This is a genomic window from Vibrio sp. JC009 (assembly GCF_029016485.1).
In the GTDB taxonomy this organism is placed as follows: domain Bacteria; phylum Pseudomonadota; class Gammaproteobacteria; order Enterobacterales; family Vibrionaceae; genus Vibrio.
In genome coordinates, this window is sequence record NZ_CP092106.1 from 1012966 (window position 1) to 1035953 (window position 22988).

The 22988-nt window shown below is 47.9% G+C and carries 20 protein-coding genes; 17 read left to right on the forward strand and 3 right to left on the reverse strand.

The genetic code is table 11. The features are described 5' to 3' along the window. The first annotated feature begins 75 nt into the window (after positions 1 to 75). Both cysB and L3Q72_RS04740 read left to right on the forward strand, forming a co-directional pair. Positions 76 to 1050 (forward strand): HTH-type transcriptional regulator CysB, encoded by a 975-nt coding sequence (gene cysB / locus L3Q72_RS04735; RefSeq protein WP_275131521.1) that lies wholly within the window; start codon positions 76 to 78, stop codon positions 1048 to 1050. 55 nt (positions 1051 to 1105) lie between these two features. After that, complete coding sequence (locus tag L3Q72_RS04740) at positions 1106 to 2302, forward strand: methyltransferase (RefSeq protein WP_275131522.1); 1197 nt, start codon at positions 1106 to 1108, stop codon at positions 2300 to 2302. A gap of 106 nt (positions 2303 to 2408) precedes the next feature. Here L3Q72_RS04740 and ald read toward each other — a convergent pair whose 3' ends face one another. Further along, the gene (gene ald, locus L3Q72_RS04745) at positions 2409 to 3533 is read right to left on the reverse strand and encodes an alanine dehydrogenase (protein ID WP_275131523.1); all 1125 of its coding nucleotides are present in this window, start codon (positions 3531 to 3533) and stop codon (positions 2409 to 2411) included. A 156-nt stretch (positions 3534 to 3689) separates the two neighbouring features. Between ald and lrp the strand changes: the two genes are divergently transcribed. From lrp to L3Q72_RS04775, 6 genes are all read left to right on the forward strand, one after another. Further along, positions 3690 to 4184, forward strand: a complete 495-nt coding sequence (gene lrp, locus L3Q72_RS04750) for a leucine-responsive transcriptional regulator Lrp (RefSeq protein WP_042474348.1) — start codon at positions 3690 to 3692, stop codon at positions 4182 to 4184. A 187-nt stretch (positions 4185 to 4371) separates the two neighbouring features. Then, positions 4372 to 7113: a DNA translocase FtsK gene (locus L3Q72_RS04755; RefSeq protein ID WP_275132069.1), complete on the forward strand. Its 2742-nt coding sequence runs from the start codon at positions 4372 to 4374 to the stop codon at positions 7111 to 7113. 171 nt (positions 7114 to 7284) lie between these two features. Then, the gene (gene lolA, locus L3Q72_RS04760; protein WP_275131524.1) at positions 7285 to 7881 is read left to right on the forward strand and encodes an outer membrane lipoprotein chaperone LolA; all 597 of its coding nucleotides are present in this window, start codon (positions 7285 to 7287) and stop codon (positions 7879 to 7881) included. Positions 7882 to 8155: 274 nt separating this feature from the next. Next, complete coding sequence (locus L3Q72_RS04765; RefSeq protein WP_275131525.1) at positions 8156 to 9505, forward strand: replication-associated recombination protein A; 1350 nt, start codon at positions 8156 to 8158, stop codon at positions 9503 to 9505. 96 nt (positions 9506 to 9601) lie between these two features. Next, the gene (serS, locus tag L3Q72_RS04770) at positions 9602 to 10909 is read left to right on the forward strand and encodes a serine--tRNA ligase (protein ID WP_275131526.1); all 1308 of its coding nucleotides are present in this window, start codon (positions 9602 to 9604) and stop codon (positions 10907 to 10909) included. 113 nt (positions 10910 to 11022) lie between these two features. After that, a complete protein-coding gene (locus L3Q72_RS04775) occupies positions 11023 to 11778 on the forward strand; it encodes a metalloregulator ArsR/SmtB family transcription factor (protein ID WP_275131527.1) in 756 nt (251 codons plus the stop codon). A gap of 137 nt (positions 11779 to 11915) precedes the next feature. Here the strand turns inward: L3Q72_RS04775 and bioA are convergent, their stop codons facing one another. Further along, positions 11916 to 13193 (reverse strand): adenosylmethionine--8-amino-7-oxononanoate transaminase, encoded by a 1278-nt coding sequence (gene bioA / locus L3Q72_RS04780; RefSeq protein ID WP_275132070.1) that lies wholly within the window; start codon positions 13191 to 13193, stop codon positions 11916 to 11918. Positions 13194 to 13432: 239 nt separating this feature from the next. Here bioA and bioB point away from each other — a divergent pair, with 239 nt between their 5' ends. From bioB to bioD, 4 genes are read left to right on the forward strand one after another with little or no spacing between them, the layout of a single operon-like run. Beyond that, complete coding sequence (gene bioB, locus L3Q72_RS04785; protein ID WP_275131528.1) at positions 13433 to 14485, forward strand: biotin synthase BioB; 1053 nt, start codon at positions 13433 to 13435, stop codon at positions 14483 to 14485. After that, positions 14472 to 15620: an 8-amino-7-oxononanoate synthase gene (gene bioF, locus L3Q72_RS04790; RefSeq protein WP_275131529.1), complete on the forward strand. Its 1149-nt coding sequence runs from the start codon at positions 14472 to 14474 to the stop codon at positions 15618 to 15620. The genes bioB and bioF overlap by 14 nt, the downstream gene beginning before the upstream one ends. A gap of 5 nt (positions 15621 to 15625) precedes the next feature. Beyond that, entirely contained in the window at positions 15626 to 16402 is a 777-nt protein-coding gene (gene bioC, locus L3Q72_RS04795) for a malonyl-ACP O-methyltransferase BioC (protein WP_275131530.1), read from the forward strand. Continuing rightward, positions 16399 to 17082 carry a dethiobiotin synthase gene (gene bioD, locus L3Q72_RS04800; protein ID WP_275131531.1) on the forward strand — a complete coding sequence of 228 codons (684 nt, stop codon included), beginning with the start codon at positions 16399 to 16401 and terminating at the stop codon, positions 17080 to 17082. The genes bioC and bioD overlap by 4 nt, the downstream gene beginning before the upstream one ends. Before the next feature lie 301 nt (positions 17083 to 17383). Here the strand turns inward: bioD and L3Q72_RS04805 are convergent, their stop codons facing one another. Next, positions 17384 to 17581, reverse strand: a complete 198-nt coding sequence (locus L3Q72_RS04805) for a hypothetical protein (RefSeq protein WP_275132128.1) — start codon at positions 17579 to 17581, stop codon at positions 17384 to 17386. 369 nt (positions 17582 to 17950) lie between these two features. Between L3Q72_RS04805 and htpX the strand changes: the two genes are divergently transcribed. The 5 genes from htpX to L3Q72_RS04830 all read left to right on the forward strand — a co-directional run bounded on the left by htpX (position 17951) and on the right by L3Q72_RS04830 (position 22847). Beyond that, entirely contained in the window at positions 17951 to 18814 is an 864-nt protein-coding gene (gene htpX / locus L3Q72_RS04810) for a protease HtpX (RefSeq protein ID WP_275131532.1), read from the forward strand. A 329-nt stretch (positions 18815 to 19143) separates the two neighbouring features. Then, positions 19144 to 19563, forward strand: coding sequence for a nuclear transport factor 2 family protein (locus L3Q72_RS04815; RefSeq protein WP_275131533.1), 420 nt, complete (start codon positions 19144 to 19146; stop codon positions 19561 to 19563). A 1-nt stretch (position 19564) separates the two neighbouring features. Then, positions 19565 to 20848, forward strand: a complete 1284-nt coding sequence (locus L3Q72_RS04820) for an FAD-dependent oxidoreductase (RefSeq protein ID WP_275131534.1) — start codon at positions 19565 to 19567, stop codon at positions 20846 to 20848. Further along, positions 20845 to 21597 carry a DUF1365 family protein gene (locus L3Q72_RS04825; protein ID WP_275131535.1) on the forward strand — a complete coding sequence of 251 codons (753 nt, stop codon included), beginning with the start codon at positions 20845 to 20847 and terminating at the stop codon, positions 21595 to 21597. The genes L3Q72_RS04820 and L3Q72_RS04825 overlap by 4 nt, the downstream gene beginning before the upstream one ends. A 2-nt stretch (positions 21598 to 21599) precedes the next feature. Beyond that, positions 21600 to 22847 (forward strand): cyclopropane-fatty-acyl-phospholipid synthase family protein, encoded by a 1248-nt coding sequence (locus L3Q72_RS04830; RefSeq protein ID WP_275131536.1) that lies wholly within the window; start codon positions 21600 to 21602, stop codon positions 22845 to 22847. The last annotated feature ends 141 nt before the right edge of the window (positions 22848 to 22988 follow it).

Here is a 22988-nt window from a genome sequence, read left to right on the forward strand (position 1 = left end):
TACTGTCAATTTATTCATTTTAGCGTTATAACTAAATATTATATCTCGCAGCTAAAATGGAATACGGTACCTGAGATGAAATTGCAGCAACTGAAGTACATCGTTGAAGTAGTGAATCATAACCTGAATGTATCGGCAACGGCAGAAAGTCTGTATACCTCCCAGCCAGGAATCAGTAAGCAGGTTCGTCTGCTTGAAGATGAACTGGGTGTTCAGATTTTTGAGCGAAGCGGAAAGCATCTGACCCAGGTGACGGTTGCAGGTGAAGATATTGTCCGGATTTCACGGGAGATTCTCTCCAGAGTAGAAAGCATAAAAGCGGTAGCGGGTGAGCATACCAACCCGGAAATGGGCAGCCTGAACATATCTACAACCCACACGCAGGCCCGTTATGCGCTTCCTGAAGTCATCAAAGGCTTTACAGCGAGATATCCAAAGGTTTCTCTGCATATGCACCAGGGCACGCCAAGTCAGATGTCAGAGGCGATTGCAAAGGGAACCGCCAATTTTGCCATTGCCACTGAAGCGCTGCATCTTTACCAGGACGCAATCATGCTGCCTTGTTATCACTGGAACCGCTCAATCGTGGTGACTAAAGATCACCCGCTGGCTAAAAAAGCTCAGATCACTATCAATGATCTTGCTGCCTATCCTCTGGTGACTTATGTATTTGGCTTTACCGGCCGTTCTGAGCTGGACAGTGCATTTAATACAGCCGGTCTGACACCAAGAATCGTCTTCACTGCCACGGATGCTGATGTTATCAAGACTTATGTCCGAATGGGAATCGGTGTTGGTGTGATTGCCAGTATGGCCATTGATAAGCAGCAGGACTCCGACTTGCATGTGATTGATGCAAGCCATATTTTCGGCTCAAGTACCACAAGTATCGGGTTCAGACGCGGAACCTTCCTTCGCTCTTATATGTTCGACTTTATGGAGCGTTTTGCACCGCACCTGACCAGACCGGTTGTGGAGCAGGCCATCTCTCTTCGCAATAACGTTGAAATTGAAGAGATGTTTAAAGATATCGAATTACCGGTACGTTAAGCCTTTCTCACTAATCTTAGTTCCCCTATAATCCGCTCAGATTACAGGGGAACTTATGCAATCCAGATTTCATCAGCTAGACGCACTTCTTACCAAACATCAGACTCTGTGGCGCTTTGAGCCGTTCCAGCTCAGCGGCCAGAGAGATCTTATTGAAAAAAGATTTCCTTCGGATCTCTGTCGCTGGCTAGATGCGTTATCCATTGAAGATACCATCCGTTTTAAATCAGATAGCCATGCTTTGGCTGAAAACCTTGTTTCTGTTATCCCCGATGTTAAGAGCCTGGAAGCTCTGTGTGAACTGCCTGATGAAACTCAGATTAATCTGGATTTGCCCAGAGGTTTAGAGTCGGGTATTCCCGGCAGAAAAGTTGCCCAGATAGTGTCTATCAGCAACTATGTTCTGGCTCACCATAAAAGCCCGGAATGGCTTGAATGGTGCTCAGGAAAAGGCTACTTAGGTCGTATCCTTGCTCAGCAGTCCGGTCAGCCGGTTACCAGCCTGGAATGGCAGGAGAGCCTGTGCGAAGCGGGGCAAAAAGAAGCCGACTCCAGAAAGCTCCCTATGAAATTTGTCCAGGGAGATGCGTTTTCGGACCAGGCAAAGCAGTTATTCCAGCAAAAACAACATGCCGTCGCCCTGCATGCTTGCGGAGACCTGCATGTTCAGCTGATTAAAAATGCCGTAGAGAAACACTTAAGCGAAGTGACGTTTTCCCCCTGCTGCTACCATCTGATAAGAGATGAAAATTACCAACCGCTATCAGAAGCAGCAAAAAGTTCGAAGTTAACCCTGAGTAAGAATGAGCTGAGAATTCCCTTGCAGGAAACTGTCACCGGCGGAGAGCGCGTTAAAAAGCATCGTCAGTCAGAAATGAGTTACCGCCTGGGGCTGGATCTGCTGCTGAAAGCAGAAACCGAGCACAAAGAATATATAACTATCCCCAGCATCAAAAAATCCGAGCTGGCCAACGGATTTGAATACTTCTGCCGCTGGGCCGCAGATAAAAAAGGCTTTTCCCTGCCGGATACTGATTTTGGTTTCTGGTTTAGCAAAGGCGAAGAACGATTCTGGCAGATGGAAAAACTAAGCCTGATACAACAAATTTTCCGCCGCCCACTGGAAATGTGGCTGGTTCTGGACCGGGGGATTTATTTGGAAGAAAATGGGTATTGGGTGGAGATGTCCGCTTTTTGTGATAGGGGGGTGACGCCTCGGAATATACTTATTCATGGTGCCCTGGGGGATTAGGCCCTGGGCCCTGGGACGTTTGTTTCGTTCATTTCCGTCTCCAGTTTGTTTTCCCAGGTACCAGCAGGGCGAAGCCCGATCCCAGGGCCGAGGGCCCAATTTCTTTTTAATTAAACATTTCGATAGCTGTGCTTGCCTCCACATACTCTAACCCAAACGCCTCAGCCACTTCCTCGCAAGTCACTTTCCCGTGAATCACGTTCAGGCCCGCCAAGAAGCCTTTATCTTCAAGAAGTGCCTCTCTGTAGCCTTTGTTCGCAAGTTTTACGATATAAGGAAGCGTTGCGTTATTCAGTGCGTAGGTGGAGGTTCTTGCCACCGCTCCCGGCATATTGGCAACGCAGTAATGAACAACATCATCGACGATATAGACCGGATCTGCATGCGTTGTTGCTTCTGATGTTTCAAAACAGCCGCCCTGATCGATAGCAACGTCAACAATTGCCGCACCTTTTTTCATTTTTTTAATGTGCTCTTTTGTGACCAGTTTTGGCGCAGCCGCGCCTGGGATCAGTACTGCGCCTACAACCAGATCGGCCTCCAGAATATGCTTTTCCAGAGCATCGGTGGTCGAGTAAACCACTTTTGCTCTTCCCTGGAACTCTTCGTCCAGCTCTCTCAAGGTATTGATATTTCTGTCTAATATGGTTACGTCAGCACGCATGCCAACGGCCATACGTGCTGCGTTGGAGCCAACAACGCCGCCACCAATAATCACCACTTTTGCCGGTTCTACACCCGGTACACCACCAAGAAGTAAGCCTCTGCCGCCGTGTGATTTCTCTAAAGTCTGAGCACCTGCCTGTATTGACATTCTTCCCGCAACCTCAGACATTGGAGCTAATAGTGGAAGATGACCCGCATTATCTGTTACAGTCTCATACGCTATACAGACAGCTTTACTCTTGATAAGCTCTTTTGTCTGTGGAAGATCTGGTGCAAGGTGTAAATAGGTAAACAATATTTGCCCTTCACGGAGCATTGCCCGCTCAACAGACTGAGGTTCTTTAACCTTAACAATCATGTCTGCTCTGGCAAATATGTCAGAAGCAGTAGGAAGAATGGATGCACCTGCCGCGATGTAATCATCGTCGGAAAAGCCGATGCCAGCCCCTGCATGGGTTTCAACATAGACTTGGTGGCCTTGGGAGGTTAACTCTCTAACGCTAGCTGGAATCATACCAACACGATATTCGTGGTTTTTGATTTCTTTAGGTACGCCAATGATCATCCTGACTCCTTAATAATTATTGGTTGTATTAGCTGTGTGTAGGGTGTTTTTCTAGAGATTAAGTCTAGTATATAAAGCAAAAACAAAAATTTGATACTGTATATTAGTAAATTGTAGTATATTTTTTTGCAAGGAAGTATTAAGGTGGAATAAAAAATGGCAGACAACTACAAAAAACCGTCCAAGGAACTCGATCGCATTGATCGCAACATTTTAAACGAGCTTCAGAAAGACGGCAGAATTTCTAACGTAGAACTGTCTAAGCGAGTAGGACTTTCTCCTACACCTTGCTTGGAGCGGGTTCGTCGACTGGAACGTCAGGGCTATATTACAGGATATACAGCACTGCTGAATCCTCAGTATCTGGATGCGTCACTACTGGTATTTGTTGAAATTACCTTAAACCGTGGTGCGCCTGACGTGTTTGAACAGTTTAATACCGCTGTTCAGAAGCTGGATGATATTCAGGAGTGTCATCTTGTTTCAGGTGACTTTGACTATCTTCTTAAGACACGCGTATCAGATATGAGCGCATACCGTAAACTTCTGGGTGATACACTATTGCGTCTGCCTGGGGTGAACGACACTCGTACTTACGTAGTTATGGAAGAAGTTAAGCAGACCAACCAGTTAGTTATTAAAACACGATAGTTAACAGGGTAGACACCCGAAGGTCAGAATACGGTAAAGGAATGCATAAGTTGCGCAGACAACTGCATTCTGAATATTGGGTTTTGCCTTTTATTTGGTTATATTGGTTGGCGAAGTTTGCAGGCTTTGTCTTCCCGAATCGAGCGGCGTTTGCCGCTCGGACTGTTTTATGATGTCAGAAAGCGATATGTTCAGAGAGAACGAAGAAAAAATAGAAACGATTATTAAAACATCGGATGTGGATGAGAGTCCTCGTCTGAGTGGTCTTCAGCGGTTAAGAGAATTGTGTTTTATTCTTGGTTTCCTGCTTTCTCTTTTATTATCTGTAGCCCTCTACAGCTTCGACCCGGCTGATCCCTCATGGTCGCAGACATCATGGAGCGGAGAAGTCCGCAATGCGGCCGGTACACTGGGTGCCTGGCTTGCAGATACCCTCTTCTTCACCTTCGGGCTTCTGGCATTCTTAATTCCGGTGATAACGGCAGTGATTACCTGGAATCTGTTCCGCAGGCGCGATGAAAATGACTCGATAGATTTTATGCTGTGGGGCACTCGCTTGCTGGGTGCAACACTACTTGTCCTGACCAGCTGCGGCCTTGCGGATATCAACTTTGATGATATCTGGTATTTCTCCTCTGGCGGTGTGGTTGGTGACGTACTCACCAGCTTTGCTCTGCCTTCCTTGAATGTTCTTGGAACCACAATTGCCTTTCTGTTTCTCTGGGGAGCCAGTATTACTCTGGTTACCGGCGTATCCTGGCTGACTCTGGTTGAATGGCTGGGTGAGAGTGCCATCCGTTTCTCTACCTGGCTGGTTAATCTGGCTCGCGGAAACCGTGAAGAGCTGCTGCAACCGGATATTCAGTCTGAGCTGCAAAGCGAGAAGGAATCACGCAGACACGATCTGGATAAAACCGTCGAGCATCACGAAGAAGAAAAACAGCCGGAGTCCCGCTATCAGATCCATATTCCTGCCGGAGCAACAGAAACACCTGTTTACGAAGAGGATCAGGAAGTTCAGCCGCACGGTGAAGAAGTCATTGAAGAGATGGACCCTGATACCAAACTGCATGCCACCATCGAAGAGCTGGAAATGGTGGCCAGTGAACAGCTTGATGAAAGTGCTCTGCATCATGAGGCTCAGATAAGTGTGGAACCGGAGCAACCGGAGTCTTTCCCTGAGGAAGAGCTACAGCCTGCCATCACAACAGATGCACTGGATAAGATCTATCAGGAAGAGAACGAAGCCCAGACTGAAGAGCCGGTAATTTCAGAGATTGAAACCATAGAGATCGAACAGGATGAAACGGCAGATGAACCAAAGCCTGATGCGGATGTAGAAGCATTTCAGAGCCTGGTGGAAGAAGCTCAGAAAAATATGGCGGCTCAGGAAAATCCGTTCCTGGTGAAAAAAGAGGCTAACCTGCCGGTGCCAACATCGCCTATGCCGACACTTGAGTTGCTGTATCACCCGGAAAAACGGGAAAACCATATCGATAAAGCAGCACTGGAAGAGATTGCCAGACTGGTTGAATCCAAGCTGGCGGATTATAAGATTAAAGCCGATGTGGTCGGGATTTTCCCCGGCCCGGTGATTACCCGTTTTGAGCTGGATCTGGCTCCGGGTGTAAAAGTCAGCCGCATCTCCAGCCTTTCCATGGACCTGGCTCGTTCGCTGTCTGCAATGGCAGTGCGTGTGGTGGAAGTGATCCCGGGCAAGCCGTATGTTGGTCTTGAGTTGCCGAATATGAGCCGCCAGACGGTATTCTTCTCTGATGTGGTAGGCAGCAAGATTTTCCAGGAAGCCAAGTCACCGACTACGGTTGTGATGGGGCAGGATATCGCTGGTGAAGCAGTTATTGCTGATATCGCCAAAATGCCGCATGTGCTGGTGGCGGGTACCACAGGCTCAGGTAAGTCTGTGGGCGTTAACGTGATGATCCTGAGTATGCTGTATAAAGCGAAGCCGGAAGATCTGCGCTTTATCATGATTGACCCTAAGATGCTTGAGCTATCCGTTTACGAGGGTATTCCTCACCTGCTTGCCGAAGTGGTAACGGATATGAAGGATGCATCAAATGCTCTTCGCTGGTGTGTCGGCGAGATGGAGCGACGCTACAAGCTTATGTCCGCTCTGGGTGTACGTAATGTTAAAGGGTTCAATGACAAACTGAAGATGGCCGCCGATGCCGGGCATCCAATCCATGATCCTCAGTGGCAGGAAGGCGACAGCATGGATCAGGAACCACCACTGCTGGAGAAGCTGCCGTATATTGTCGTTGTGGTTGATGAATTTGCCGACCTGATGATGGTGGTTGGTAAGAAAGTGGAAGAACTCATTGCCAGACTTGCCCAGAAGGCGCGAGCGGCGGGTATCCATCTGATCCTGGCGACACAAAGACCATCGGTGGATGTGATTACCGGTCTTATCAAGGCCAACATTCCAACCCGTGTGGCCTTTACCGTTTCAACCAAAACGGACTCCAGAACTATCCTTGATCAGGGTGGCGCAGAATCCCTATTGGGTATGGGTGATATGCTTTACCTGCCTCCGGGCTCCAGCCATACCATCCGGGTACACGGCGCATTTGCCTCCGATGACGATGTTCACGCGGTAGTTAATGATTGGAAAGCACGAGGTAAACCTCAGTATATCGACGAAATTACCAGCGGCGAGCAGAGCCCTGAAACCCTGCTCCCGGGCGAAACTATGGAAAGCGATGAAGACGTCGATCCACTATTCGACCAGGTAGTTGAACACGTGGTTGAAACCCGCCGCGGCTCAGTATCCGGCGTTCAGCGACGCTTTAAAATAGGCTATAACCGGGCAGCACGGATTGTTGAACAGCTTGAAGCGCAGGGGATTGTTAGTGCTCCGGGGCATAATGGGAATAGGGAAGTGTTGGCGCCTACGCCGGTTAAGGAATAGGCCCTAGGTGCATTCGCTACGCTCTTTATGGGCCCTGGGAAATTATCAGCGTTCACTTTCCAAGGGCCCAGGACCTAGCAGGGCAAAGCCCGTCCCCAGGGCCAAAAACACGGAACTCAACTCAAATTGATGAGTCTATAAAGAACAAACACTCAATATATAAATTCCAAAATGAAAAAATTTTTACCACTTCTACTATCATTAAGTTTCTCCGTACTCGCCGGGCCACAAGACGAGCTAAGTGATCGCCTTGCTCAAACCGAAGGCTTTAGCGCGGATTTTTCCCAGACAGTCGTCAGTCCCGATAGTGAAGTTATTATGGAAGGCAGTGGCAGTGTGGAGATTGCAAGGCCAAGTTTATTTCGCTGGACTACGGAAATGCCGGATGAAAACGTGCTGGTTTCTGATGGTAAGACGCTGTGGTACTACAGCCCTTTTATCGAGCAGGTGACCATCTACTGGCAGGAGCAGGCCACGGCGCAGACTCCGTTTGTGCTATTGACCCGAAACAATGCCGACGATTGGAACAATTACCATGTGTCCCAACAGGGCGATCTTTTCACCCTGACTCCAACAGCACTGGACTCCAATCAGGGCCGCTTCCAGATAGAAATTAACGCTGATGGCATAGTGAAAGGCTTTACGGTTATCGAACAGGACGGCCAGCAGGGGCAGTTTATCTTTAACAACTTCAGCGTTAAGGTGCCGGCGAAAGAGCGGTTTACGTTTGTTGTGCCGGAGGGGGTTGAGGTGGATGATCAGCGGTAGATAAGGCCCTGGGCCCTGGGACGGACTGCGTCCTGCTAGGCCCTGGGAGTTCCTTGCTCCTGCGTTGGAATAGATACGAAACTGAAATATCCCTCGTTCCCACGCTCCGCGTGGTAATGCATAAGGGATCGGATAAATCGGGTGATGTACACTATGTGTGACACCTCTAACTAAAATATGCATTCCCATGCGAAGCGTGGGAATGAGAATAAAGTGACCGCTTTCCCAGGGCCGAGGGCCCAGCAGGGCGAAGCCCGAACCCAGGACCATTTCTTTGACCAACTACACCCTAGACTTTTCCCCCGACGAAGACTTCCGCCCCTTAGCCGCTCGTATGCGCCCGATGACCGTTGAGCAATATATTGGTCAGCAGCATATTCTGGGCGAGGGTAAACCTTTGCGCCGCGCGCTGGAAGCGGGTCAGATTCACTCCATGATTTTATGGGGACCGCCGGGTACCGGGAAAACCACTCTGGCTGAGGTGGCAGCAAATTATGCCAATGCTGAGGTGGAAAGAGTCTCTGCGGTGACTTCCGGGGTGAAAGATATTCGTGCTGCGATTGAAAAAGCGCGAGAGAACAAACTTGCGGGCAGACGTACTATTTTATTTGTGGATGAGGTACACAGGTTTAACAAGAGCCAGCAGGATGCTTTTCTTCCCCATATTGAGGATGGCACTGTTACCTTTATCGGAGCGACAACCGAAAACCCGTCCTTTGAGCTTAATAATGCACTTCTATCCCGCGCGCGTGTTTATAAGCTTACGTCACTGAATAACCAGGATATTCTTAAGGTTGTCAATCAGGCTGTTAGCGATACGGAAAGAGGGCTCGGCAAAACGGCTGCGCATTTTTCTGACAATGTTCTTGAGCGGCTGGCCGAACTGGTTAACGGCGATGCGCGTATGTCTCTTAACTATCTTGAGCTGCTTTATGATATGGCAGAGGAAGACGGGGAAGGGACGAAACTGATTACGCTGCCGCTGCTGGCTGAGGTTGCCGGTGAGAAAGTTGCCCGTTTCGATAACAAAGGCGATATCTGGTACGACTTAATTTCTGCGGTACATAAGTCCATCCGTGGCTCAGATCCCGATGCGGCTCTGTATTGGGCCGCAAGAATGATTGCAGCCGGTTGCGATCCTCTGTATATCGCAAGGCGTCTTCTGGCAATCGCTTCGGAAGATGTGGGCAATGCCGACCCGAGAGCCATGCAGGTTGCGCTTTCTGCCTGGGACTGCTTTACCCGTGTCGGTCCGGCGGAAGGGGAAAGGGCTATCGCGCAGGCAATCGTCTATCTGGCTTGTGCGCCTAAAAGTAATGCCGTCTACACCGCCTGGAAACAGGCACTGTCTGATGCGCATAATCAGCCGGAGTTCGAAGTTCCGGTTCATCTTAGAAATGCGCCAACCAGTCTGATGAAAGATATGGGTTACGGAGCGGAGTACCGCTACGCCCACGATGAGCCGGGAGCCTACGCCGCCGGTGAAAATTATTTCCCACCAGAAATGGCACAAACCCGTTACTATTTCCCAACAAATAGGGGCTTGGAGACGAAAATTGGTGAAAAGTTAGATTATCTTGCCTCATTGGACGCAAAAAGCCTGCAAAAGCGCTATGAAAACTAGCACTTTTTGTTTATCTTAACCCGGTTAACATTATTCAAATAACCTGCCTGATTATTGAGCAGGTTTTTTCTCAAACCCAAAAGCATAGGATTAGCAATGCTGGATTCTAAATTACTTCGTACAGAGCTGGAAGAAACAGCTGAAAAACTGGCGCGCCGCGGCTTTAAGCTGGACGTAGAGACTATTCGCCAACTTGAAGAGGAACGTAAGTCCATTCAGGTAGAAGTTGAAAATTTACAATCCACGCGTAACTCCATCTCCAAGCAAATCGGTCAGAAAATGGCGGCTGGTGATAAAGAAGGCGCAGAAGAGATCAAAAAGCAGATTGGTAACCTTGGCAGCGAACTGGATAGCAAGAAAGTTCTGCTGGCTGAAGTTCAGTCTAAGCTGGAAGATATCGCTCTGTCTGTACCGAATATCCCGGATGCGTCTGTACCAAACGGAAAAGATGAAGACGAAAACGTAGAGATTTCTCGCTGGGGTGAACCAAAGTCTTACGATTTTGAAGTAAAAGATCACGTTGATCTGGGTGAAATGGGCGACGGCCTTGATTTCGCAGCAGCAACGAAAATCACAGGCGCACGTTTTATCGTGATGAAGGGTCAGTTTGCTCGTCTTCACCGCGCTATCGCTCAGTTTATGCTGGATTTGCACACTGAAGAGCACGGCTACTCAGAGATGTATGTCCCTTACCTGGTGAATGCTGACAGCCTGTACGGTACTGGCCAGCTGCCTAAGTTTGGTGAAGATCTGTTCCATACAGAGCCGCTGACTGAAAAAGTGAACGATGAGGAGCCGCGTAAGCTTTCTCTGATCCCGACATCAGAAGTGCCGCTGACAAACCTTGTTCGTGACACCATTTCTGATGAGGCAGATCTGCCGCTGAAGATGACAGCGCATACACCATGCTTCCGCTCTGAGGCTGGCTCTTACGGCCGTGATACCCGTGGTCTTATCCGTATGCACCAGTTCGACAAAGTAGAACTGGTACAGATCACTAAGCCTGAAGAGTCTATGAATGCACTTGAAGAGCTGACAGGCCACGCTGAGAAAGTACTTCAGCTTCTTGAGCTTCCGTACCGTAAAGTGGTTCTTTGTACCGGTGATATGGGCTTTGGCGCATGCAAAACATACGACCTTGAAGTATGGGTTCCGGCGCAGGAGACTTACCGTGAGATTTCTTCATGTTCAAACATGTGGGACTTCCAGGCGCGCCGTATGCAGGCTCGTTTCCGCCGTAAAGGTGAGAAAAAACCAGAGCTTGTGCATACACTGAACGGTTCAGGTCTTGCAGTTGGCCGTACTATGGTAGCGATCCTTGAGAATTATCAGCAGGCTGACGGCCGCATTGAGATCCCTGAAGTACTGCGTAAGTACATGAAGGGTGTTACTCATATCGGCTAATCATCATTGGCTTAAAGGAAACCGGCAGCGACTGCCGGTTTTTTTATACCTTGATTTCTGTAGTGAATTCAGCAAAATGTACGCAAAGCGATTAATAGTATGAATATGCGATTATGAAAAAAATCCTCTTTTTGTGCACAGGCAACTCTGCACGCTCTCAACTGGCTGAAGCCTTGTTTAATCACATGGCGGATGAAAACTTTTCTGCGGTAAGCGCGGGGCTGGAACCTTCTGTGGTTGATCCCAGGGTATTCACCGTTCTCGAACAGTATGGTGTTGATGGCAGTTACCTGAAAAGTCAGTCTGTAGAAGAGTTTGACCGGGAGGACTTCGATGTTGTTATTACGCTTTGTGAACACGCAAAAGATGAGTGCGTGGTCTTTGATAACTCCGGTGCACAAATTCACTGGGATTTCCCGGATCCTAAGGACCAGGAAGGCGTTGCGGTTTTTGATGAAGTTTATAAGGGCCTGAAAGAGCGCATTTCACTGTTTTTGCTTTTGCACGGCCAGGAAGCGGGTAGTGCGGTTGTTCCGACCATGCTGTTCAAGGTAATGAGCGACCCTCTGCGCCTGAAAATTATGATGCTGCTTGAAGACGAAGAAGTGCTAAGCGTAACAGATCTTACCGATGCAACCGGTGAGAGCCAGCCAAAGGTCTCACGCCACCTTGCTCTGCTAAGAGACAGCGGCTTCCTTCAGGATGAAAGAGACGGACTGTGGATTTTCTACCGCCTGTCAACGCATCTGCCAACCTGGATTAAGCACACGCTTCAGACCGTCCGTAATGGTAATCCGGCGATTATCAATGAAGAAAAGAAGAAGTTGAAAGCGGCAGATCGCAAGAAGCGGTATGTGAAGAAGGGGTAGTTTTTACTGGGTTACAGGTGACAGGTAAAAGAAGGTTGACTGTAACCCTGACTCTTATACACAAATATTGAAGTGACCAGAGATCGGTTCTCCCCCATAACCCATAGCCCAGCAGGGCAAAGCCCGACCCCAGTACCCTATACAAAACACTCCTTATCCCCCAACGCCTTCTCCACCGCCCCAATCAACCTCCCAACTTCTTTTTCCGTACTAACAAACGGCGGCATCATATAAATCAACCGGCCAAAAGGACGGATCCAAACCCCTTCAGCCACAAACAGCTGCTGAATCTTTTCCATATTGACCGGCTTGGTGGTTTCCACAACACCAATGGCGCCCAGCCAGCGGGTATCTTTAACCAGTTCATGCTGGTTTAAATCCGGGAATTTGCTGGCAAAGGTCTCCTCGATTATCTGAGTCTGTTTTTTCCATTCGCCTGATTCAAGCAGTTCCATACTTGCTGTTGCTACAGCGCAAGCGAGCGGGTTGCCCATAAATGTCGGGCCGTGCATAAAGCAGCCGGCTTCGCCTCCGCATACGGTATCTGCCACATCTTTGGTTGCCAGTGTGGCGGAAAGTGTCATATAGCCGCCAGTAATGGCTTTACCGACGCACAGGATATCAGGTTCGATTTCCGCATGTTCACAGGCAAATAGCTTGCCTGTACGGCCAAATCCGGTGGCAATCTCATCCAGGATCAGCAGCACGCCATATTGGTCGCACAGCAGGCGCACCTGTTTCAGAAATTCCGGGTGGTAAATTCTCATCCCTCCGGCGCCCTGAACGATAGGTTCAAGAATTACCGCAGCGATTTTGTCACGGTTTTCAGAAAGCTTTTGTTCGAAGTCCTTAATATCATTTGGGTCCCACTGCTGCCAGAAGCCGGTTTTTGGTGACTCGGCAAAAATATGCTCAGGCAGAAATCCCTTGTAGAGGCTGTGCATGGAGTTATCAGGATCGGTAACTGACATGGCTGCAAAGGTATCGCCGTGGTAGCCGTCCCTTAAGGTAAGGAACTTGGATCTTGGCTCACCTTTGGCGTGCCAGTACTGCAGTGCCATCTTCAGGCTGACTTCTACCGCAACGGAACCAGAATCGGCAAGAAACACATGCTGCAGGCTCTCAGGTGTCATACCGATAAGCTTTTTACACAGGTTAATGGCCGGCTCATGGGTAATGCCGCCAAACATCACATGGGAGACCTTATCAATCTGCTGATGTGCTGCCTGATTCAGGTGCGGATGATTATACCCGTGAATAGCCGACCACCAGGAAGACATACCATCAACCAGTTTTTCACCACTTTCCAGTTGCAGATAGACACCTTCAGCACTTTTTACCGGATAGCAGGTTAGCGGATTTAGTGTCGAAGTGTAGGGGTGCCAAATGTGTTGGCGATCAAAATTCAGATCCATTGACATACAAATAGCTCAAATAGTAATCAGTTGTAAACTTTTGTTTATTTAGTTTTGTTGACAGTCTAAGGGTTACGGGTAGACTGTCAATTAATTTATGGCTGAGGGATGAATGAGTCTGAGCGCAGAGAGTTCAGATAATTCAAAGCAGATCCCGGATAAAAGCTTCGCATTTTCCGGGATGACGAGCGAGTTCAGAGCCTCATAAAATATAACAACCGAGCAAATTAGGATTACACGTGGAAGTAAGACATAACTGGACAGTGCAGCAAGTGCGTGCACTGATGGAAAAGCCATTTATGGATCTGCTGTTTGAAGCGCAGCAGGTGCATCGTCAATATCAGCAGCATAACTACGTACAGGTAAGCACACTTTTGTCGATTAAGACAGGTGCCTGTCCGGAAGATTGTAAGTACTGCCCTCAGAGTGCCCGTTATACGACAGATGTTGAAAAAGAGCGTCTGATGGAAGTGGAACGTGTTCTGGACGCGGCGGAAAAAGCCAAGCAAGCCGGTTCCACCCGTTTTTGTATGGGCGCAGCCTGGAAGAATCCGAAAGACAGAGATATGCCGCACCTGATCAATATGATTCAGGGTGTAAAGGATAAAGGTCTGGAAACCTGTATGACGCTTGGCATGCTGACGCCTGAGCAGGCAAATGAGCTGGCGGATGCCGGGCTGGATTACTACAACCACAACCTTGATACATCGCCTGAGTTCTACGGTAACATTATTACCACCCGTACATACCAAGACCGGCTGGATACCCTTTCCCACGTGCGCGATGCGGGCATGAAAATCTGCTCTGGCGGTATTATCGGTATGGGTGAAAGCGTCAACGACAGAGCCGGACTTTTTGTTGAGCTGGCAAACCTGCCAACTCATCCGGAAAGCGTGCCGATCAATATGCTGGTTAAAGTTAAAGGCACACCACTGGAAAACGAAGAAGATGTTGATCCGTTTGATTTTATCCGTCTGATAGCCATTGCCCGTATTATGATGCCGAAATCAGCCGTCCGTCTTTCTGCCGGTCGTGAGAATATGAACGAGCAGATGCAGACACTTTGCTTTATGGCAGGTGCTAACTCGATTTTCTACGGATGTAAGCTACTGACGACACCAAACCCGGATGAAGATGCAGATATGCAGCTGTTTAAAAAGCTGGGCATCAACAGCGTTGAAGTAAGCCAGAAGCCAGACGAAGTTCAGGAAAATGAACTGATGGAGCAGGTGGTTGAGCGTGTGGTATCCCGCCCGACAGCGGATGATCTGTTCTACGATGCAAGTGTTTAACCGTCGTATTCAAAAAGCCCTGGACGAACGCAGAGAGAAGGGGCTTTTCCGCCAGATTTCGGTTCTGGAGGGGGGGAATCAGTCCCGCCTTCGTAAAGACGAATCAGAGTACGTTAACTTTTCCAACAACGATTACCTTGGCCTGGCATCCGAACCGGAACTGGTAAAAGCCTGGCAGAAAGGGCTGTCGGATTACGGCGTTGGAAGCGGCGCCTCTCCGCTGGTTACCGGCTTTTCTCCTGCTCATCAGATGCTGGAGGAAACCCTGTGTGAGTGGCTGGGATATGAAAAAGCGGTGCTGTTTAACTCCGGTTTTAGTGCCAATCAGGCCGCGCTTTTTTCCCTGCTGGAGAAACAGGATACTCTGATTCAGGACAAGCTCAACCATGCCTCATTGATGGAAGCAGGAATGCTTTCTCCGGCTACGATGAGACGCTTCAGACATAATGACACTGAGCATCTGAATCAGCTTCTTACCGCTTCATCACAGGCGCTGGTAGTTACCGAAGGCGTATTTAGCATGGATGGCGACAGAGCGACGCTGCAGGCGATTAGTGCTCAGTGCACAGCTTCAGAGAGCTGGCTGATGGTGGATGATGCGCATGGAATCGGCGTTCTCGGAGGTAAGGGAGCAGGAAGTTGCTCAGAAGCCGGAATTAAGCCTGAATTGCTGGTTGTCACTTTCGGCAAAGCTTTTGGCTTATCCGGCGCTGCCATTATGTGTAGCAAGGATCTGGGTGATTATTTAGTTCAGTTTGCCCGTCATCATGTCTATTCCACTGCAATGCCTCCGGCGCAGGCCTATACGCTGGCTTGTGCTGCAAAGCTGATTCAGAGCCAGCAATGGCGCAGGGATAAGCTTGCTGAATTGCAAATGGTTTATAAGGAAACTTTGTCAGGTTCGGAAGGCTATCTGGATACAGATACTCCGATTAAGCCTTATATTTGTGGCGATGCGGATAAAGCGGTGGCAATGGCGGAATCATTGAGAAGCCAGGGGTTCTGGGTGAGCGCTATCCGCCCACCAACAGTGCCCAGTGGCAGCGCCAGATTACGCATTACATTAACAGCTAACCATTCTGCTTCAGAGGTTAACAGCCTTTGTCAGGCCATTCTTAAGTTAAGGAGTCGGTGAATCTGATGGAATTTAATCGTAAAGCGGCGATTGCAGAGGCCTTTGGTAAGGCGGCATCTAAATACGATCAACATGCTGAGTTTCAGCGTCAGGTTGGCCGTGAGCTGATGGCTAAGATGCCACGGGATCTGACCGGATATAAAGTGCTGGATATTGGCTGCGGGACCGGATACTTCTCAGAACTGCTGGCGCAAAGGGGAGCAGAAGTCACCGCTGCTGATCTTTCAGCCGATATGCTGGAACAGGCAAAATTCCGCTGTGGCTCAAGCGTTGCTCATTATCAGCAGGCAGATGCCGAGAATCTTCCCTTCGGGGATTCGGTTTTTGATTTCGCTTTTTCAAGTCTTGCCCTGCAATGGTGCGAAGATCTGTCTAAGCCGTTGAAGGAGCTTAAGCGGGTGACAAAGCCCGGAGGCAGCGTACTGTTTTCTACTTTACTGGATGGCTCACTGCATGAGCTCAAACTATCCTGGTCAAAAATTGACACACATCAACACGTTAATGACTTTCTCACTGAGAAGGAAATAAAAATTGCGTTAGCGCAATCTGACATCCAAAAGCATCACTTAGACTTACGCTCAATAAGAATGTGGTATTCGTCTGCATTTCAGTTAATGCGGGATCTAAAAGGTATTGGAGCCACCCATGTTCGTGGCAGGTCGCATGGCCTGATGAAGAAGCGGACACTGTTAGATGTTGAAAACGAATATCAAAAATTTAAAGGTGAGGAAGGGCAGTTGCCCGCCACTTACAATGTATGTCTAGGGGCAATTAACCTATGATCGAAGCATTTTTTATTGCTGGTACAGATACAGAAGTCGGAAAAACCGTTGTATCTAAAGCTATTTTACAGGCCCTGAACAGTCAGGGATTAAAAACTATCGGGTACAAGCCTGTGGCAGCAGGCTGCAAAGAGACCGAAGAGGGTATGAGAAACTCTGATGCGCTGCACCTTCAGCAGGCGGCAACAGAGGAAATACCTTACGAAGATATCAACCCGTACGCACTGATTGCGCCTACATCTCCGCATATTGCGGCAAAGCGCGATGGCGTTAGCATTGAATACTCTGTGCTGAGTGAAAAGCTTGCTCATCATAAAGAGTGCGCGGATGTGGTTCTGGTTGAAGGTGCTGGTGGCTGGAGAGTTCCGGTGTCTGATACAGATTGTCTGTCTTCCTGGGTTAAGCAGGAGAAACTGCCGGTGGTGCTGGTTGTCGGCATTAAGCTTGGCTGTCTGAGCCATGCCATGCTTTCGGTTGAAGCCATCAAGAACGACGGACTTGAGCTAATCGGCTGGGCCGCAAACAGAATCAATCCGGGCACGGAAAACTACGCAGAAATTATCCAGATGCTGGAAGAGCAGATCCCGGCTCCGAAGCTTGGTGAAATCCCGTATGTCCCAAGCGTGAAAAAGCGTGATATCGGGAAATATATGGATATTTCTCCGATTCTGGAAGGGTAAAAACAGCTATTGGCCAGGTTTTTATACAAATATTAAAGTGACCAGAGAATGGTTCTCCCCCTTGAGTGAAAAAGCCTAATTGATTGATAAAGCTAATAGAAGGGGGAGTTAGAGGGGGTTGGTTATGCCATGCATGCTTTAATCACAAAGGTTTAAGTTTATGAGAAACAACCCCTCCCTGCCTCCCCTTCGATGTTACTTCTTCGAAAATCCAGCCTTTCGAGGTTAAGGGGAGGAGTACTCTTTGACTCCTTGAACTTGTGTATAAGAGTCAGACTATCAGCTATCAAAACTGACAGCTCTATTTCTCCCCACTCCCCAACAGAGCCTGTTGAGTTTCAGCGATCGTTTCATGAATATTTTTGGCCGGATCTATACCAAGTTGCTCCATTGCTTCCTGTTCGGTCATTCCCAGGTGGCAGCATAAAAGATCGATTGCCATCAGGTAGTTAGGACTCTCAACCATCACTTTCTTCCTTTGTAGTGTATCTTCAGCCATAAACGTCTTCCTGTATAGCTGTCCTGTGTTTCTGACTGTATCTCTGCCGCCCTTAAGCCTCAATTAGACTTTGGTCTAAGGTTTGTGGAGGTTATACCAGTGAGAAAACGGCGGAAGTTTGAGCGCCATTGACAATTTGTTGCAATTTGTTTCTTCACCTTGTAATCGAAATTTACGACTATATGTATAAGGATATAGTGTACTGAAAAATAATCCGGCTTATGGTTTATAGTTATTTTATTCTTTACTGCTAAATACTTTCGTCATTCCCGCGGAGGCGGGAATCTGATGGAAGCAAGAATAGGATAACTGGCGTACATTTATAATTAAAAGAAATAGTAAAAATCAGCTATTAAATGGAGATAAAAAATGAAACGTATAATGCTCTTTTTAGCGACTAACCTTGCGGTCGTTTTTGTATTAAGCATCGTACTTAATATTCTGTATGCGACAACCGGCCTGCAACCGGGCAGCCTGAATGGCTTGTTGGTGATGGCAGCACTGTTTGGTTTTGGTGGCTCATTTATTTCCCTGCTGATGTCTAAGGGAATGGCACTGCGCTCAGTTGGCGGACAGGTAATCGACAGCCCGCGTAATGAAACCGAGCACTGGTTGATGGAAACCGTTAAGCGTCAGTCTCAGCAGGTTGGCATTGGTATGCCTACTGTGGCGGTTTATGACTCGCCGGATATCAACGCCTTTGCAACCGGCGCCAAGCGAAATGATTCCCTTGTTGCGGTTTCTACCGGTTTGCTGAATAACATGACAAGAGACGAAGCAGAAGCGGTGCTTGCCCATGAGGTCAGCCATATCTCCAACGGTGACATGGTAACCATGACTCTGCTGCAGGGGGTGGTGAACACCTTTGTGATCTTCCTGTCCAGATTTGTTGCTAACATCATAGCGTCGGGTGACCGTGAAGAAGGCGAGGGCAGCAATATGATGGTTTATTTTGCAGTATCCATCTTCCTTGAGCTGATTCTGGGCTTCCTGGCAAGCTTTATCACCATGTGGTACAGCCGCCGCAGAGAGTACTACGCAGACTCAGGTGCTGCTGATCTGGTCGGTAAGCAGAAGATGATCGCTGCTCTGGAACGTCTGAAACTGAGCTACGAGCCTCAACTGGAAGGTTCTATGATGGCATTCGGCATTAATGGTAAAAGTACCGTGATGCAGCTTCTGATGAGCCACCCGCCGCTGGATAAGCGTATCGAAGCACTGCGCAATAGCTAACATTTACTTAGCTCGTTGTTTAATGGGCAAAGAAAGCCCCTCCCCTTGAACTCATAAGTTTGGTATTTCGATGAAGCCAAATCGAAGGGGAGGCTGGGAGGGGTTGATTAGTATTAGCTTAAATTTTAGTGAATCATTCCACCGGCATAACTCCCTAACTTCCTTCTCAATTAATTTTTTCTCACTTAATTGATCCATCCCCCCGCCGTTTTCGTATAAATACCACAGAAAATATAGGGAAAAATTGCACAAAAAATAATTTGTACAATTTGTCCGTGGTGTACTAATTTGTAAACTAATAGCTTTACATTTCTGTGACAGGTGATGTTATGAATATTGAAACAGTCGCTGAGTTTTATAAGAGTCTGAGTCTGGATAATCTCCATCAGTTAAATGATGTTTATCATAAAGATGTGCAATTTCATGATCCTGCACACGAAATTCACGGCATTGAGAATTTGTACAATTACTTTAAATCTCTGTACAAAAATGTGGATGCCTGCACTTTCCATATCCGCTCTCATATGCAGAAAAGCAGTGTGGGTTTTATTGTCTGGGAGATGTCCCTTCAACACCCACGCCTGAAAGGCGGAAAAACAATACTTGTGGATGGCTGTACACATATTGAGTTTTATCAGGACAAAGTGCTGTACCACAGAGACTACTTTGATCTTGGTGAAATGCTTTACGAAAACATCCCGGTGCTCGGGGAAACGGTTCGTTCATTGAAAAATCGGTTGGGGAAGTAGAATGAAGATTGCAATTATAGGGACAGGTATTTCCGGACTGACGGCGGGTTACTATCTGCACCGGCACCATGATATCACTTTGTTTGAAGCTAACTCTTATATCGGAGGCCATACAGCCACCGTCGATGTGGAGGTGGATGGCCGCAACTATGCTGTCGACACCGGATTTATTGTCTACAACGGCAGAACTTACCCCAATTTTATTAATTTGATGAATGAGATTGGTGTTGAGGGTGTGCCGACTCAGATGAGTTTTAGCGTCCGTAATGATGCTAACGGCCTTGAATATAACGGACATACTTTAAGTACCCTGTTTGCCCAGAAGAAAAACTGGCTTAATCCTCAGTTTTATCAGTTTATCCGGGAAATTATCCGTTTTAACCGTCTGGCTAAAGAGAGCATCAGCTATCAGAGCAGTCATGCCCTGACCCTGGGGGATTTTCTCAAGATTTATGACTTTAGTGATTATTTTGCGCAAAACTATATTCTGCCTATGGGTGCGGCGATCTGGTCCTCTACCATAGCTGATATGCGGGTTTTTCCGCTGGATTTCTTTTTACGTTTTTTCCTCAATCACGGCTTGCTGGATGTTGCCAACAGACCGCAGTGGTATGTGATTAAAGGTGGTTCCAGAGAGTATATTCAGCCACTGACAAAAGGATTCGGGAATAAAATACGCCTTAACACATCGGTAGAAAAAGTATGGCGCATTAAAAGTGGTGTAGTGATTCGGGCCGGTGGCAGGGATGAACATTTTGATCAGGTTATCTTCTCCTGCCACAGCGATCAGGCTTTAAGAATACTGGCAGACTGTTCACCCTATGAGCGCCAGATACTTTCTGATATCCGTTATCAGGAAAACGAAGTGACGCTGCATCTGGATACCAGCTTACTGCCCATAGAGCAAAAAGCCTGGGCATCCTGGAATTATCATCTGGCAGATACGAATTCGTTAAGTAAAGCCCGCCCAACGCTGACTTACAATATGAATATTCTTCAGCATATTCAGTCTTCTCACACTTTTTGTGTTTCTCTGAATTCACAGAACAAGATTGATCAGAGCAAAATCCTGCGGAGCTTTATTTACGATCATCCGCTGTTTGAGCGCCGGACCATAAAGGCACAAAAACGCAGAGACGAAATCAACGGAGCCCGCAACACCTGGTTCTGCGGTGCCTACTGGTACAACGGATTTCATGAAGACGGGGTAAGAAGTGCGATTGATGTAGTCAGCGGACTGGAAGAGAGCGTGAATACGCCGAACCAGCAAAAGGGGGCCGCATGACTCTGCGCAGCTCTCTGATGGTGGGAAAGGTGATGCATTCCCGTTTTAAACCAGTACAGCACAGTTTTAGCTATTCACTGTTTATGCCCTGTATTGACCTGGATGAACTTGAAATGCTGAAGGAAAAGGTATGGGGGTTTGGTTACCGGTGGTGGCACTGGGCGCGTTTTCACAGAGAAGATTATCTGGGAGAGGGCGATCTTAAAACGGATGTTCAGGCCAAGGTGTATCAGCTTACCGGAGAGAAAGTTCAGGGGCGGGTCGTAATGGTATGTCACCTGAGATACTTTGGCCTCTATTTCAGTCCGGTGAATTTCTACTACTTGTTTGATGAGCAGGACAACTGGCGATATCTGCTGGCGGAGGTGAGTAACACACCTTGGAATCAGCGCCATTACTATGCTGTGAGTTCAGACAGCCAGAAATGGATTCATCAGAAGGCGTTTCATGTTTCGCCTTTTAACCCGATGGATCAGCAGTATGTCTGGAGGCTAAAACCTTTAGCAGAGAAGCTTTTTGTTCATCTTGAATGCCATCGTGCAGACAAAGAATTCAGCGCAACCCTGTCTATGAAAGCCAGTACATTTACCACAACAAACCTGATTAAACAGCTCAGTGCAACGCCATTTATGACGCTAAAAGTGGTATGGGGAATTTACTGGCACGCGCTAAAACTTGCTCTGAAAAGAGCACCAATTTACCCGCATCCCGGTTCGGGAAGCAGACAAACCCGATCCGGAGAGGGATAACCATGTTAGATTCAACCGCAAGTATTAATGCCGAAGTACTAAGCTCATCCCAGAGAACCGCCAGAACACTTGTTCTGCGTATAGCCTCGGCTCTGGATAAAGGTTCGCTTTCTCTTATTGAGAACTTTTCCTGCAGTGAAAGCAGAGAGATGGTTTCAGAACGCTTTGGCAGTGAAAGTGGTACTCATGCTGCCATTGAGATAAAAAATCCTCAGTTCTATCCGGTGTTGCTGAAAGGTGGAAGTATCGCGGTAGGCGAAGCCTTTATGAATGGCTGGTGGGATAGCCCGGACTTAACGGCTCTGATGCGCCTGATGGCTGAGAACCTGCCGGTACTGGACAGGCTTGAGTCTAAAGCCGGGAAACTATCAAAGCTGCTGTACAAGTTTGATCACTGGTTAAATAAAAACAGTAAGGCGAACTCCAGGCGGAATATCGAAGCGCACTACGATATAGGCAACGATCTGTACAAGCTGTTTCTCGACAGCAATATGCTTTACTCGTCAGGAATTTATCTGTCTGAGCAGGAGTCCTTAGAGGTCGCTCAAAAGAATAAGATGGAACGCTTGTGCCTCCAGTTGCAGCTAAAAAGCTCAGATCATGTGCTGGAAATCGGCACCGGCTGGGGTGCCATGGCGATCTATATGGCAGAGAACTACGGATGCAAGGTGACCACAACCACTATCTCCGAACAACAATACCAGTATGCCAAACAGGAGATCGAACAAAGAGGGTTATCACAGCAGATTACACTGCTGAAAAAGGATTACCGGGAGCTGACAGGCCGCTTTGATAAACTGGTCTCCATCGAAATGATAGAGGCGGTGGGCAAACAATATCTGCCTTCCTACGTTAAAAAGTGTAATGAGCTGCTTAAGCCGGATGGATTAATGGCGATTCAGGCCATTACTATTGCCGACCAGCGTTATCACGCCTACAGCAGCCGGGTAGACTTTATTCAGAAGTATATTTTCCCCGGCGGCTTTTTACCTTCCGTCACTGCACTGCTGGAAACGACTACCCGTCACAGCAGGCTGGTGGCTACCAATGTAAAAGATATCGGCCAGGATTACGCCAGCACGCTGTCTGAGTGGCATACAAGATTTACCGGCTCTGTGCATCAGGTTCGCCAGCTTGGTTATGATGAACGGTTTATCCGCATGTGGCGTTATTACCTGAGTTATTGCGAAGGGGGTTTTCTGGCTAAAAGTATCAGCACGGTTCAGTTAACTCTGAGAAAAGCCGGGTAGGCCAGATGTTGACTCTTATACACAAATATTAAAGTGATCAGTGAACGGTTCTCCCCCTTGAGTGAAAAGCCTAACTGGTTGATAAAGCTAATAGAAGGGGGAGTTAGAGGGGGTTGGTTATGCCATGTATGGTTAAAAAAC